Below are 13,440 nucleotides of genomic sequence, written 5' to 3' on the forward strand. Positions count from 1 at the left end.
TCCTGTGGTTGACGGCGTCAACCTAGCGGCCTAGGTTGACATCGTCAACCTAGTTACGATGGCGCGATGGGGACCCGGGAGGCGCTGGTCGACGTGGCCACCGTCCTGCTCGACGAGGGCGGGGTGGCGGCCGTGACGCTGCGCGAGGTGGGGCGGCAGGTCGGCGTGTCGCACAACGCCCCCTACAAGCACTTCGCCAGCAAGGAGCTGTTGCTGGCCGCCGTGGCCGCGGCCGAGCTCGAGCGGCGCGCTGCCGAGCTGGCGGCGGCCCTCAAGAGTGAGCGATCCCCCGAGGCGGCGCTGCGCGCGACCCTGCACGGCTACATCGCCTGGGCGCTCGAGCGGCCGGCCCGCTTCCGTCTGGTGTTCGGCCCGTGGAACATCCAGACGGACGAGCTGACCAAGGCGGCGCACGCGGCGCAGACCGCGCTGGTCGACCTCGTCGCCGCCACCCAGGCCGCCGGCGCGCTGCCTCCCGGCGACTCGGTACGGCTGGCCTCGCTCCTGCGCGCGACCGCGCACGGGGCCGCCGAACTCGCCGCGGTGGGACATCTGGCCAAGGGCGGCAAGGGCAACGCGAGCCCGGACCAGCTCGTGGACGATCTGCTGGGATATCTCCGTCCCGGCTCGTGACCCGCATAGCCGAGAAAGCAGGGGTGTAAGGTCGACCGCGCGCCGCGCCACCGGCTGACCGAGCGCCGGCTGGAGCGAGCTCCCTCCCCCTCTGACCAGGCACTTTCGATTCGTACAGAAAAATCGGCCGCCCGTGTCGATCGGGCGGCCCTCCGTTCGACGCGACGGTGAGCGCCGGGAGAAACGAGTTCACCGGCACCGCTGCAATGAGGAGACAGACCATGCGATTCCTGATGATGACGACAGAGGACGGTTCGACCCCGGCCACCCCGCCGAGCGAGCGACTCCAGGCCGAGATGGGCGCGTTCATCGCCGAGATGAGCAAGGCGGGCGTGCTGCTCGCCACCGGTGGGCTCGAGCCGCAGGGCATCCACATCGCTTCCAAGGACGGCAAGGTGACCGTGACCGACGGCCCCTACAGCGAGGCCAAGGAGGCCGTGGTCGGCTTCGCGCTGATCGAGGTACGCACCAGGGAGGAGGCCATCGAGTTGTCCAAGCGGTTCTGGCAGATCGTCGGCGATGGTCAGGGCGTGATCAAGCAGGTGTTCGGCCCGGAGGACCAGCCGGGCCAGTGATCCCGGCCGGTCACAGGGTGGCATGGCCGCCTTGCGCGCCGCCCGCCGTACTCGACCTCAGGGGTTGCGGCGGGCGGCTTCTTGCGCGTTGACCTGCAATGGTGCTCTCATCGTCCCCGTGACGCAGACAAAGGGGGAGCGATCAGCGGTTCACGGGGCGATCGCCGCGGTCTGGCGGCTGGAGTCGCCGCGGATCATCGCGGGCCTCGTACGCCTGGTGAACGACGTCGGCCTCGCCGAGGAACTGGCGCAGGACGCACTGGTCGCCGCCCTGGAGCAGTGGGCCGGATCCGGCATCCCCGACAACCCCGGTGCGTGGCTCATGGCGGTCGCCAAGCGCCGCGCCATCGACCGGATCCGCCGAGAGCAGCGCCTCGAACGCAAGATCGAGGAGATCGGGCACGGGCTGGAGACCGAGACCGGCGGTGCCGAGTTCGACGCCGCACTCGATCCCGAGCAGATCGAGGACGACCTGTTGCGGCTGGTGTTCACCGCCTGCCACCCCGTGTTGTCCACGTCGGCCCGGGTTGCTCTGACGCTGCGGCTGCTCGGCGGGCTCACCACTGACGAGATCGCGCGGGCGTTTCTGGTGCCCGAGGCGACCGTCGCACAGCGGATCGTCCGGGCCAAGCGGACCTTGGCGCAGGCCGGCGTCCCGTTCGAAGTCCCCGCCGGGGCCGATCGCGCCGCCCGGCTGGCGTCGGTCCTTGAGGTCATCTACCTGATCTTCAATGAGGGTTACGCGGCGACGGCCGGTGACGACTGGGTCCGTACCGACCTGTGCCAGGAGGCGCTGCGGCTGGGACGGGTGCTGGCCGAGCTGGTGCCCGCGGAGGCCGAGGTGCACGGCCTGGTCGCGCTGATGGAGATCCAGGCATCCCGCACCCGGGCCCGTACCGGACCGTCCGGCGAGCCCGTCCCGCTGCCGGAGCAGGACCGCGCGCTCTGGGACCGGCTGCTGATCCACCGCGGCTTCGCGGCGCTGCTGCGCGCCCGGACCATCGGCGACCCGCCCGGTCCGTACGTCCTGCAGGCGGCGATCGCGGCCTGCCACGCTCAGGCGGTCACGGCCGACGCCACCGACTGGGAGCAGATCGCGGGGCTGTACGAGATCCTCGCCCGCACCGCACCCTCCCCCGTCGTCGAGGTGAACCGGGCGGTCGCGCTGGGCATGGCGTACGGCCCCGAGCGCGGCCTGGCCATCGCCGACGCGCTCACCGGCGAGCCGTCCCTGAAGAACTACCACCTTCTGCCGAGCGTGCGCGGCGACCTGCTGGCGCGTCTCGGCCGGGTGGCCGAGGCGAGCGCGGAGTTCGAGCGGGCGGCGGCCCTCACCCGTAATGAGCCGGAACGGCAGGTGCTCCTGAGACGCGCCGCTGAGCTGGCCGAACAAGGCCGCTGAAGAATCTCGAAGAAATCCGGGGCGGATGTCGATCCGGGCGGTCGCCGGACGACGCGTTGGCAGCACACACGCGACAGACCGTCCCGGAAGGACCATTGACATGACCACGCACACTCACTCCACCGCCTCCGGCAACGCTTCGAAGCCGAGCACGCTGCGCCGCACGCTGTGGGTACTCCAGATCCTCATCGCGGCCTTCCTGCTCATCGCTTCGGCGATGCCCAAGTTCGCCGGGCAGAAGGACGCGGTGGAGACCTTCGCCGAGATCGGCTGGGGCCAGTGGTTCCGGTACGTGACCGGCGCCGTCGAGGCGGCGGGCGCGATCGGCCTGGTCGTGCCACGGCTCGCCGGCCTCGCGGCGACCGGCCTCATCGGCCTCATGATCGGCGCGATCCTCACCCAGGTGCTGGTCCTCGTTCCCGCGTTCGCAGCGCTGCCCGCCGCGTTCGCCATCGTGTTCGCGCTGATCGCCTACGACCGCCGCGAAGAGACCCGGCAGCTGCTGCGCTCCCTGCGGCCCTGACCGTACGACTCTCGCGGACCGAACGCGACCGCCGGGGACGCCACAAGGCCATGCGCAGACGTAGTAATCATCCTTCACCAGGTTGAGCGCGCGGGACTACTCGTCCGTCCTGGTCACGGTGAGACGCACACTGCCGTCGTTGTTCCCGTAGAAACCCCAGGCATCGTTGGCGAAGGCGTAGAAATATCCGCTCTTGGTCACCCGGCAGCTGGTGTCGGCGCCGATGGGGATGCGCTCGTGTGCCCTGTTCGCATCCGTGATGGATATCGCGTCGTTGGCGACGACGCCGACGAGCGACATCCACGGCATGTCTTCCTCCCGGCGCGCACCGATGAAGTCCGCAACCTTGTTCCGCGTCACAAGCCGGAAGAGCTTTTGTCCCTTACCCAACAGTGTGCCCACGAGGCGGAGCTTCTCGACCAGCGGGTTGAAGCGGCGGAGGCCCTCGGTACCGGCGGGACCCGACGCGATGTCGCCGTCCAGCCACTCGCCCTCAGCGGTGAAACGGTAGTCACCGGCTTCGAGGTAGAGCCCGGTCTCGTTCCACGGTTCGCGGGCATATATCTCGACCGTCTCCGTCTCACCTGGAGCGAGAACCCGGGTGGGTCGATACGGTCCGCTCGTGATGGGCGGGGTTTGATGGCGGTCGTACACCGACTGGTGGAGACGGTTGCTTGGTCTGTTCGGGTCGATCCGGGGCACAGCCCGCGGCCGAGGCTGCAGGGCGATCTCGAGCAAAGGCTTGAGCGATGGGTCGACCAAGGGCTCGAGCACGCCGACCACACCGCGGTCGTCGTCGTGCAGGACGTCGAGCGGATTGGGCCTGATCTGGTCCACCGTCGTCTTGTCGAAGCCGAGCTTGACCTTATTGCTGCGCGCTTGGTCGATCATCCACAGCAGTGCGCCGTCACTCAAGCCCATTCGAAGGTGGCCGCCGCCCACGTCCTTGTGGCTGCCAGGGAACCACACCTGCTCGACGTCCTGATCATCTGCAAACGGCTCAGACCACAGCGCGGGAATGTAGGGACCACGGCGCTCATCCATGGCCACGGCGTGACGAGCATGCTTGATATACGGATTCAACTTCAGGTCATGGAAGTCGTGGCGGCTGCGTGGGTCCAGAATATTGAGCCAACCCATGTAGTCCGGGATGCCGAGTGCACCGACGGTGTCCCACACTCCGATAAAGTATACCGGGATCTGCTCACGATCGTCAGGGTCATAGCGGAAGGTGAGCCCGTCACGCCATTGTTGATCGCCAGTGCTGCCCTTCCGGTACCTGCGGTCGTACACATATTTGATTTGTCTCAGAACCGTTACCTCGTCCATCTTGGAGGTGTCGATCAACCCGCACGCTGAGATCATTCCGGCAAGGCTGCGCGCGGTGTAGGAACCGCGGCTGAAGCCGAATAGCGAGATGAGGTCCTCGGGCTCATACCTGGTGGTCAACCAGTGGTAGGCGTCCATCACATTGCGGGACAGACCTAGTCCGGCACCGCCTCCCAGCAGCCTGTTCCGCAGAGTGCCCACGCCGGGCTGGTAATAGCGTAATTGCGGGTGCTTGTCTTCGTCCACGTCATCGAGGGCGTTATATAGTCGGCGTACGTTCGTGACGGTCTCGTCCTCCGGTGTATTCCAAGTGCCGTCGCAGCACACAATGAGATGACGCATGATCCCCCCTGTGAGCCCACTGTAAGCTGTCGTTACACGGTTACCCGTCGACGGTCCGGTAGAAACTCACACAGAAATCGACGATCGTGCTTTCCCTAGAGTTTTGGGCTCCAGACTCTTAAGAGCGGAGTTGTGTTTTCGAGCCGTTGGTTTTAGCTCGGCGGTATGCCCGGAGTCAGGATGCTCCCCGATTCCGTGGACGCCCGGGGCGGCACGGGCCGGCGCCGTGTTCCCCGTCCGACCTTGGAACGGGCGGGGGGGCGTTCGTGCACAGACAAGATCATGACCGGAGTCAGGAACACTGCGGCTCATCGATGCGACGATTGAAGTGACGGGATCTATGGCGGGCGTTATGAGGAGGGTACGGGTGGCGGTACCAGAGCTGCCGGGAGAGCTGGATCCGAACCTTGAGTCGGCTGCGGAGGCCGGCGATGTCGCGGCGATGAGGACGCTGGGGAACTATTTCTACGTCGCCTTCGGAGGCAGGAAAGACCTGGCCGAGAGGTGGCTGCTCGCCGCTGCGGAGGCCGGAGATCCCGAGGCGATGTACGACCTGGCCGGGGTGTACCACGATCGGTCGGTGAACAAGCGCCCGCACGGTGCGGCCGACTCCGCCGCTGCGACTTCCTGGTTCAGGCGTGCTGCGGAGGCAGGTTGGCTCGAGGCAATCCAGCGCATGGCCGGGAGGAGCGAGAGCCCTGACGAACGTGAGTTCTGGCTCCGGCAAGCCGCCGAGGGCGGCGTTCCATACTCGATGCAGTCCCTCGCCGACCTGCTCGAAAAGAAGGAACAGAGAGTCGAAGCAGAACACTGGTATCGGGCCTCTGTCGCGGCCGGCAATACCTACGCGCGCCGTTACCTCGCGCACCTGCTGATTGAACAGGACCGTCTGAGCGAAGCAGAGGAGTACGTCAGGCAGGATGCGGATGCGGGCTCGTCGTTGGCCGCCGGACAACTGGCCGACCTCCTCGAAAGGCTGGGCCGAGCCGAGGAGGCCACCGTGTGGCGCGGGCGGGTCGAGGTGCTGCGCGCCCGCGAGGACGAGGACGCACGCAACCACACAGTTGGGGCTGCCCCAGACGTTGCAGCAGTCGTCGTGACCGCAGTGGTCACCACCGCTGTCGTGCCGTTCATTCAGGCCCTCGCCGCCAAAATCGCCGAGGGCGCCTATGGGCAGGCCAGACACCTGGTCCGCCGCCTGCTGCGCAGGGATGAGGAATCGTCACAGCCTCCCGAGCCCGGCGCTGACGATGAGCCAGGCCTTGTCATCGCGAACGATCCGGATGCAGGCATCACGCTCCTCCTTTGGTCCAATGCATCAGATGAGGCGCTGCGGGCTCTGTCCGCCCTTGACCTGAGTGAGCTGACTCTCCGCAGGCCGGATCAAGGACAGGTGCGCCTTGTGTGGCACCCCGCAACCCGTACGTGGCATATCCGCGGCGACTAGATTTCACCGAATCGCCACCATCCTCGCGTGCCCCTCAATTCCGAGAGGTCTTGTCCTGGGGCAGGAGATCGGCGATACTCGCGGAGCTATTGGAACTTCTTTCCAATAGCGTTCGGCATGCTTCTCCGCCTGTCCGCCGGCCCGTTTGGAGGACACCTTGCGTCGAAGCAAGGTCCTGACCGCCGCGGCGGTCATGGCGATCGGTCTTGGCACCTCCGCGACGCCCGCCCTCGCGGCCGAGGACCCGTACGGTCGCGTGCTGAACATCCTGCCGCCGGGTCAGTCCGGCGGGATCAATGCCACCGACCTCGCGAAGGTCCTGCTCGGTGACCCCGTGGGCCGGGTGGCCGTCGACGGGAAGAACGCACCGAAGAACTTCGCCGACCAGCTGGAGATGTACGACGCGCTCGGCCGGCTCGGCCCCGGCGAGATCGCGAACGCCGACCTGACGAAGTACTACAAGGACGCCGGCTTCGAACCGGACCAGGTCGTCCGCCAGGTCCGGCCGAAGCCGGGCGTGACCATCCGCTGGGACTCCTACGGCGTGCCGTACATCAAGGGCGCGACCCGTGCGGACGTCGCCTGGGGTGCGGGCTACGCGGGCACGATGGACCGGATGTTCCTGCAGGACGTACTGCGGCACGCGGGTGCCGCACGGTCGGCGGAGTTCCTCGGCGGGACCGACGCCAACGTCGCCATGGACCAGGAACAACTGCGCACCGCGCCGTACACCGAGCAGGAGGCCGCCGACCAGATCACGGCAGCCGCCGGTCGCCACGGCGCCGAAGGCGCCGCGCTGCTCCCCGTCGTGGACGCCTATCTCGCGGGCATCAACGCCGGCCAGAACAAGCTGTGCCCGCTCGGCCTGCCCACCGGAGTGGACTGCCCAGCGGAGTACCTCGCCCTGGGCAAGAGGCCGCGGACGTGGACCCGCGCCGACGTGACCTACGTCGCCTCGCTCGTCGGCGGCATCTTCGGCAAGGGCGGCGGCGGGGAGTACGCGAACGCGCTTTGGTTCCAGCGGCTGCGGCAGCGGTTCGGCGACGCCGAGGCCCGCAAGGTCTACGACGATCTGCGCGCCAAGAACGACCCGGAGGCGCCGACGACCGCCACCGTCACCTTCCCGTACGGCGGCAGCGGCGGCATCGACCCGGCCCGGCCCGGCGTGGCGCTGCCCGACCTCGACGGCCCGAAGGCACCGGGCTCCGGCGCGACCACCTCGGGCGACCTGCCGCGGCTGGACGACCTGCTCGGCAGAGGTACGCCGCCCGCCCTGCCCGGCCGGTTGGACACCCCCTTCGGCACGGTCGATCTGCGGCTGACGGCGAACGGGATGAGCAACGCGGCCCTGGTCGCGGCCGACCACACCCGCAGTGGCCACCCGGTGGCGGTGTTCGGCCCGCAGACCGGCTACTACACCCCCCAGCTGCTGACCGAGCAGGTCCTCGACGGGCCGGGCGTCAAGGCGCGCGGCGTGGCCTTCGCCGGGACGAACCTGGTCGTCCAGCTCGGCCGAGGCGTCGACTACGCGTGGTCGGCCACGAGCGCGAGCAGCGACAACGTCGACACCGTCGCCGAGCGGCTGTGCAACACGGACGGCTCGCCCGCCACCGTGAAGTCGGAGGCGTACCTCAAGAACGGTGTCTGCACTCCGCTGGACTCGCGCACGCACACTGAGACGGTGCTGCCGAACCCGACCGCACCCGGCCTGCCGAAGAAGCTGACGTTCCAGGTGCTTCGCACCGATCACGGCATCGTTCAGCTTCGTACGACCGCGGGGGGCACGCCGGTGGCGATCGTGCTGCAGCGCAGCACCTACCGGCGCGAGGTCGACTCGATCATCGGCTTCGCCCGCGCGAACGACCCGGACCACGTCCGTGACGCCACCTCGTTCCAGCGGGCGATGGAGGGGGTCGACTACACGTTCAACTGGTTCTATGCCGACAGCCGCGACATCGCCTACTTCGGCTCGGGTCTGCTGCCCGAGCGCTCGACCGAGGTGGAGTTCGACCTGCCCCGCTGGGGCGACGCCCGCTATGACTGGCAGGGCTTCCTGCCGTTCGAGAGCCACGCCCGCCAGATCAACCCGCCGACCGGCCACCTGGTCAGCTGGAACAACAAGCAGGCGCCCGGTTTCTCCGCCGCCGACAGCGCCTGGGGCTATGGTCCGGTGTACCGAAGCCTGGCGCTGTCCGACCGGATCGCCGGCGCCCGCGACGTGACCCGCGAATCGCTCGCCGGTCTCGTCGAGGACGCGGCCACCGTGGACTCACGGGCCCGCTACACGCTGCCGATGCTGCTCGACGCGCTCGGGGACGACCCGCAGGTCGCCGACGCGGTGGCTCTGCTTCGGGCCTGGCTGGCGGACGGCGCGCACCGGGTGGACCGTGACCGCAACGGCTCGTACGACCACCAGGCGGCGATCGCGATCTTCGACGCGTGGTGGGAGGACGCGGCCGAGAGCACCCTGCGCGGTGGCCTCGGCTCGCTCGTCGACGCGCTGCCCCAGCAGCTCGACGACCACCCGCGGCACGGAGTCGGCTCGGCGTGGAACGGCGTCGCGTGGTACGGCTACGTCAGCAAGGACCTGCGGCAGCTGCTCGGCCGACCGGTGACGGGCGGCTGGCACCGCTCGTACTGCGGTGACGGCTCACTCACCGCCTGCCGCCAGGACCTGCGGAGCTCCCTGTCCGCGGCGGTGTCCCGGCTGCTCCAGGCGCAGGGTGCGCCGTCAGTGAACGCGCTGACCTACGACAAGCACACCGACGACATCCGCTCGGTCACCGCCGGCGTCGTCGGCGTCCGCCCGATCGACTGGCAGAACCGGCCGACCTTCCAGCAGGTGGTGGCGTACACCGCGCATCGTTCCTGACACCGGGTGCCGGGTGCCTGACGTGGCGCCGTCACGATTCGGTTCGGGCCACCGCCCTGGCGGCCGCTGCGGTGACTCGGCGTCGGCCTTCGGGGGTGGCCGTCCAGATCCAGGTCCCATATGGGCGTGGGCTGTCGCTGGTCCAGATGAGGATTCGGCGGACGGCGATGTGCTCGTCGGCGTACCAGCCCGCCTACGGCCCGGATGCCTCGGGAACCGGAGGCAGCTCAGCGATCAGCTCGGCTTTGTCGATCCCCTCGGGGAAACCTCGATGCGGCTCCCAGTCGGAGCACGCATCCAGAAGTGCATGCGACTCGATGAGGTGAAGCATCGTCGGATAGACCGGAATGAACCTGTCGGAGTCGCTCACTCCGAAGCGGCCGTCGGTGTGCTGGAGATAGCGCACGGGACTGGAGACCTGCTCGCCGTACCAGCTGAAGTACCAACCACGTCGGTCCTGCCTGGCGTGGTCGTCCAGGTCGAACCTCCACCAGCGCCTGTCCAGGTACGGTCCGTCCGGCATGAGCGCGATTGTGCGTACCGGATACCGTAGTCCGCCGAACCTCTGCGCGAACCCTTCGCGGCGGATCACCAGTTCGAACGGGGCCGGGATGACGTGGCCGTTCGCGTCACGGACTCTCATGTACTCCGTGGGTCGGTGACCGATGTCTTCAGCGCGGTCCGCTACTCGGGCCAGGAACGCGCGGGCACGACCGGACAGGCCTGACGGGTCGTCAAGGATGTGCACATGGGCTTCCTCGGTCTTTTGGCACAGTATAGGCGGCAGCCCTCCGGCCATTGATCGCCGAAATCCCGACGATCCGCTCGATCCGTTGACCGGAGTCTCTGATTGGGAGGTATACCAATCGCTAAACTTCGGGCATGATGGGAGACGGGTGGGAGGTCTACGTCGTTGATGAGGTGCGAGAGTGGATCGGGAACCTGGACGACGCCACGCACGCGCGGGTGGTCCAGGCGATCGACGCACTCTCCGAAGGTGGGCCTAGCCTCGGGAGACCGTTGGTCGACTCGATCAGCAACTCGACGATCAAGAACTCAAGGAGTTAAGGCCGGGCACGGTGCGGATCCTCTTCGTCTTCGACCCATGGAGATCAAGCATTCTGCTGGTCGCCGGTGACAAGGCCGGGCACTGGAACAGGTGGTACGACGAGGCGATCTCGTTGGCCGAAGAGCGATACGAGGTCTACCTGAAGGAACGCGCCATGGAGGAAGGGGTCACGTGATGAGCGGCTATGTGCGGTGGAGCGACATCCGGGCTGAGCATGTCGAACGGGCCGGCGGCGAGGCCGCCGTGGCGGAAGGCAAGTTGGAACTCCTGGCGGAGGTCCTCGGCCATCGACTCGCTGAGATCCGCCGCACGCGTGGTCTCACCCAGGAGCAGGTCGCCGAGCGCATGGGCGTGACCAAGGGGCGAATCTCGCAGATCGAGCAGGGCAAGATCTCTGGCCAGGAAATCCTCATCCGCTACGCGGCTGCTCTCGGCGGACGGCTGCAGCAGTCGATCTACTTCGACGACGGGGATGTCGCGGCGATCGCCTGATCAGGGCGGTGAGGGAGCCGCCTCTGTCCGACTCCGGTGAGGCCGAGACGAACCACGCCCGGGTAGGCGCGGTGTCTCGGCCTCTGGGGGTGTGAGGTCGTCCCCGCACCATCGATGGTGCGCGGGTCGTACGGTGTCGTCCGGGTCTTCCCCAGGGCCGGACGGACTCTCGCCCTTTTGATCATCATTTGTTACTTCCATGCCATACGCTGCCCAGTACCTACCGCGCCCCGCCCGTCACCGCATGTCGGCGGTCACGTCCGAGCGTTGCGCGGTCCTCTCAGCTCCCGGTCAGCCACCGGGTTTCCCCGTGGGAGTCAAGCACTGTGCGCACGCGCAGCATTTCGACCGGAGCTGCGACAGCGTTCGCGGTCCTCTTCGGTTCGACGGTACTGAGCGTCGCGGCGGCCGGGTCCGCCTCGGCGGCCTCCGCCGTCGTCGCCTCGCCCGGCGGCATCGTCGCGAACGGTGCCCTGAAGCGGGTCTTCGTCGGCGACGGCTCGGCAGGGAAGGTCCTCGCCGCCGACTACAGCGGCGCCCTCGTCGACTCGGTGAGCGGCGTCAGCGGGGTCTCCGGTTTGGCGCTGTCCGATGACGGCGCCACCCTGTACGCGGCTGCGGCGGGCAGCCACGAGATCGTGGCCCTCGACGCGGCCACGCTCGACGTCAAGGCCCGCTACGCCGTCGCCACCACCGAGGGCCCGCGCTACGTCGCCTTCGCCGGCGGCAAGGTCTGGTTTACATACGGCGACCAGTGGGACGGTGACCTGGGCTCGGTGGACCCGGCGAGTGAGACCGACCCGGTGACGCTCGGGCGGTTCCCCCAGGCGCACCCCGGCGTCTGGGATCCGGCGCTCCTCGACACCGACCCGTCCGCTCCGGGGCTGCTGGCCGTCGGCGAGACCGGTCTGTCCACGAACGCGATGGCCGTCATCGACGTCTCCGGCGCAACCCCGCAGCTGGTCGCCTGGCACGACGGCGACTACACGCTGAACGACGGCATCGGGGACATCGATCTGGTGCCCGGCGTCTCGGAGGTGCTGGTCAACGGCATGCAGCGGAACGCCTACGCGGACGGGAAGTTCACCGCCGCCGGGTCCTACCCCTCTGGGCAGCGTGCCGACATCGCCGCGAACGGACTCGTCGCCCAGATCAACGGCGGCAAGGTGGCGGTCTACCGGCCCAACGCCACCCAGCCGGTCCGCAGCTACACCACCGGCACGTCCAGCACTGCCGCCGCCCTGACGTGGGCTCCGGACTCCGCACGCATCTTCGCCCTCGTGGGGACGAGCGGCGGCTACACGCTCCAGACGCTCACCGACCCGACCCTGAACGTCCCGACCTTGACGGTGAACGCCCCGGCGACGGCCGACCGTGCCAAGCCGCTCACCGTGACGGGCAAGCTGTCGGCGACCGTGCCGCTGCCGATCGGCGTCCCGCTCCAGGTCACCCGCACCGACCTGGAGTCACCGAACGGCAAGGCGCTGCCTTCCGCCACAGTGCGGGCGGACGGCACCTACAGCTTCACTGACACCCCGCCGGCCGGCGGAAAGGTGAAGTACGCCGTCACCTACGCGGGCGACGCCGACCACACGGCCGTCTCCGCCTCCGACACCGTCGACGTCTCCCGGAACTCCACCAGCCTGACGTTGAACAGGAACGGCGGCGTCTACGCGTACGGCAGCGCGGTGAAGTTCACCGCCCACCTCGGCAAGACGTACAAGAGCCGGACGCTGTCGCTCTACGCGGACACCGCGGGCGATGGGAAGGGCAAGTACCTCGTCAAGACCGGCACGGTCGACAGCATGGGCAATCTGTCGGTCACCCTGACGCTGAGGCGCGACACCACCGTGAGCGCGAGCTTCCCCGGTGATGCCCGGACCGCCGCGAAGACGGCGACGAGCCGGGTGGGTGCGAAGGTCTGGGTGTCGCTGAGCCTCAGCCGCTACTACAAGAAGGCCACGGTCAGCGGGCGGACTCGGTACTACTTCAGGAAGAGGACCAACCCGCTCTTCACGACCACGATGACGGCCTATCCCGGCCGCTCGCAGCGGCTGCAGCTGCAGGTGTACTACAACGGCGCCTGGCGGTCGTCGGGATCCCAGTACTTCGCGCTCAACTCCGCGGGCAAGTCGGTGGTGCAACTGGTCGGCACGCATCAGGTCGGCTACTTGATGCGCGTGCGGCCGTGCTATATCGACGGCTCTTCGGGCGACGCCGTGAACGCGACCACGTACGGCTCCTGGCGGTACTACACCTTCACCAGCTGAGGCCGCCCGGCCCGCAGACCCAGGGTCGTCCGATGACGCCGGGCCTCGGGTCACTTCGAAGGAGCACTCGTCCCCGTGGCCTGACGCCTCATGGCCCGCCTATGGCATGAACGCCCCAGACCGTGATCGGTTCTGGGGCGCTTTCCTGCACCGCTCGTCGACCGGGGAGGTCAGTATCCGTCTGCGGCGAGGCGGCCGGCCTCCTGCCACGACATCAACTCCTGGACATGAGCGAAGTAGGGCGCGGCCTCGTCTGGTTCCAGGATCGCTTCGAGTTCGAGGCGTCCGGGCACGCGCGGTAGAAATCGGACGGCTCGGTCCCGTACTGCACCTCCTCAGCGTCGAGGCACGTTTCCGCGCACCGGCGGACCGCCTCGGAGCGGTGAGATGAGCCTCTCGGGCGGAGTCGGCGAGTAGAGCGTTGAGTGCCTGGCCCGTCGTCTGCTCCACTGGCGTCTGGGGGCGCTACCGGCGCGTCGCCCGCGA

At 68.2% G+C, this 13,440-nt stretch carries 13 protein-coding genes; 10 read left to right on the plus strand and 3 right to left on the minus strand.

What is annotated here, in order from left to right:
• The first annotated feature begins 66 nt into the window (after window positions 1-66).
• From HKK74_RS12325 to HKK74_RS12340, 4 genes are all read left to right on the plus strand, one after another.
• Entirely contained in the window at window positions 67-633 is a 567-nt protein-coding gene (locus HKK74_RS12325) for a TetR/AcrR family transcriptional regulator (RefSeq protein WP_187243289.1), read from the plus strand.
• Window positions 634-854: 221 nt separating this feature from the next.
• Window positions 855-1,208 (plus strand): YciI family protein, encoded by a 354-nt coding sequence (locus tag HKK74_RS12330; RefSeq protein ID WP_187243290.1) that lies wholly within the window; start codon window positions 855-857, stop codon window positions 1,206-1,208.
• Window positions 1,209-1,326: 118 nt separating this feature from the next.
• Window positions 1,327-2,610, plus strand: coding sequence for an RNA polymerase sigma factor (locus HKK74_RS12335; protein ID WP_312881436.1), 1,284 nt, complete (start codon window positions 1,327-1,329; stop codon window positions 2,608-2,610).
• A gap of 100 nt (window positions 2,611-2,710) precedes the next feature.
• Window positions 2,711-3,133: a DoxX family protein gene (locus tag HKK74_RS12340; RefSeq protein WP_187243292.1), complete on the plus strand. Its 423-nt coding sequence runs from the start codon at window positions 2,711-2,713 to the stop codon at window positions 3,131-3,133.
• A gap of 96 nt (window positions 3,134-3,229) precedes the next feature.
• On the opposite strand, the gene HKK74_RS12345 is transcribed toward HKK74_RS12340, so the two are convergent.
• Window positions 3,230-4,804: a T6SS phospholipase effector Tle1-like catalytic domain-containing protein gene (locus HKK74_RS12345; RefSeq protein ID WP_222722174.1), complete on the minus strand. Its 1,575-nt coding sequence runs from the start codon at window positions 4,802-4,804 to the stop codon at window positions 3,230-3,232.
• Window positions 4,805-5,171: 367 nt separating this feature from the next.
• On the opposite strand from HKK74_RS12345, the gene HKK74_RS12350 reads away from it, so the two are divergent.
• Together HKK74_RS12350 and HKK74_RS12355 are read left to right on the plus strand one after the other, a co-directional pair.
• Window positions 5,172-6,251, plus strand: coding sequence for a tetratricopeptide repeat protein (locus HKK74_RS12350; RefSeq protein ID WP_187243293.1), 1,080 nt, complete (start codon window positions 5,172-5,174; stop codon window positions 6,249-6,251).
• Between the two features lie 157 nt (window positions 6,252-6,408).
• Complete coding sequence (locus HKK74_RS12355; protein ID WP_187243294.1) at window positions 6,409-9,123, plus strand: penicillin acylase family protein; 2,715 nt, start codon at window positions 6,409-6,411, stop codon at window positions 9,121-9,123.
• Between the two features lie 193 nt (window positions 9,124-9,316).
• On the opposite strand, the gene HKK74_RS12360 is transcribed toward HKK74_RS12355, so the two are convergent.
• On the minus strand, window positions 9,317-9,766 hold the full coding sequence (locus tag HKK74_RS12360; protein WP_187243295.1) for a hypothetical protein: 450 nt from the start codon (window positions 9,764-9,766) through the stop codon (window positions 9,317-9,319).
• 242 nt (window positions 9,767-10,008) lie between these two features.
• Between HKK74_RS12360 and HKK74_RS41365 the strand changes: the two genes are divergently transcribed.
• The 4 genes from HKK74_RS41365 to HKK74_RS12375 all read left to right on the plus strand — a co-directional run bounded on the left by HKK74_RS41365 (window position 10,009) and on the right by HKK74_RS12375 (window position 12,954).
• The gene (locus HKK74_RS41365; protein WP_312881441.1) at window positions 10,009-10,191 is read left to right on the plus strand and encodes a type II toxin-antitoxin system RelE/ParE family toxin; all 183 of its coding nucleotides are present in this window, start codon (window positions 10,009-10,011) and stop codon (window positions 10,189-10,191) included.
• 11 nt (window positions 10,192-10,202) lie between these two features.
• Entirely contained in the window at window positions 10,203-10,367 is a 165-nt protein-coding gene (locus tag HKK74_RS41370) for a type II toxin-antitoxin system RelE/ParE family toxin (protein WP_312881437.1), read from the plus strand.
• Window positions 10,367-10,684 carry a type II toxin-antitoxin system RelB family anti-toxin gene (gene relB / locus HKK74_RS12370; RefSeq protein WP_187243296.1) on the plus strand — a complete coding sequence of 106 codons (318 nt, stop codon included), beginning with the start codon at window positions 10,367-10,369 and terminating at the stop codon, window positions 10,682-10,684. The genes HKK74_RS41370 and relB overlap by 1 nt, the downstream gene beginning before the upstream one ends.
• Window positions 10,685-11,010: 326 nt before the next feature.
• Window positions 11,011-12,954 (plus strand): YncE family protein, encoded by a 1,944-nt coding sequence (locus HKK74_RS12375; RefSeq protein ID WP_187243297.1) that lies wholly within the window; start codon window positions 11,011-11,013, stop codon window positions 12,952-12,954.
• A gap of 170 nt (window positions 12,955-13,124) precedes the next feature.
• Here HKK74_RS12375 and HKK74_RS40795 read toward each other — a convergent pair whose 3' ends face one another.
• Window positions 13,125-13,247 (minus strand): hypothetical protein, encoded by a 123-nt coding sequence (locus HKK74_RS40795; protein ID WP_281397740.1) that lies wholly within the window; start codon window positions 13,245-13,247, stop codon window positions 13,125-13,127.
• Between the last annotated feature and the right edge of the window lie 193 nt (window positions 13,248-13,440).

Origin of the sequence: Actinomadura alba, assembly GCF_014323705.1 — a bacterium.
Lineage (GTDB): Bacteria > Actinomycetota > Actinomycetes > Streptosporangiales > Streptosporangiaceae > Actinomadura_C > Actinomadura_C alba.

Excerpts from the sequence above, each read along its gene's own strand:
- HKK74_RS41365 (WP_312881441.1), top strand. The coding sequence starts at position 10,009 with ATGGGAGACGGGTGGGAGGTCTACGTCGTTGATGAGGTGCGAGAGTGG.
- relB (WP_187243296.1), top strand. The coding sequence starts at position 10,367 with ATGAGCGGCTATGTGCGGTGGAGCGACATCCGGGCTGAGCATGTCGAA.
- HKK74_RS12325 (WP_187243289.1), top strand. The coding sequence starts at position 67 with ATGGGGACCCGGGAGGCGCTGGTCGACGTGGCCACCGTCCTGCTCGAC.
- HKK74_RS12345 (WP_222722174.1), bottom strand. The coding sequence starts at position 4,804 with ATGCGTCATCTCATTGTGTGCTGCGACGGCACTTGGAATACACCGGAG.
- HKK74_RS12330 (WP_187243290.1), top strand. The coding sequence starts at position 855 with ATGCGATTCCTGATGATGACGACAGAGGACGGTTCGACCCCGGCCACC.
- HKK74_RS12360 (WP_187243295.1), bottom strand. The coding sequence starts at position 9,766 with ATGAGAGTCCGTGACGCGAACGGCCACGTCATCCCGGCCCCGTTCGAA.
- HKK74_RS12340 (WP_187243292.1), top strand. The coding sequence starts at position 2,711 with ATGACCACGCACACTCACTCCACCGCCTCCGGCAACGCTTCGAAGCCG.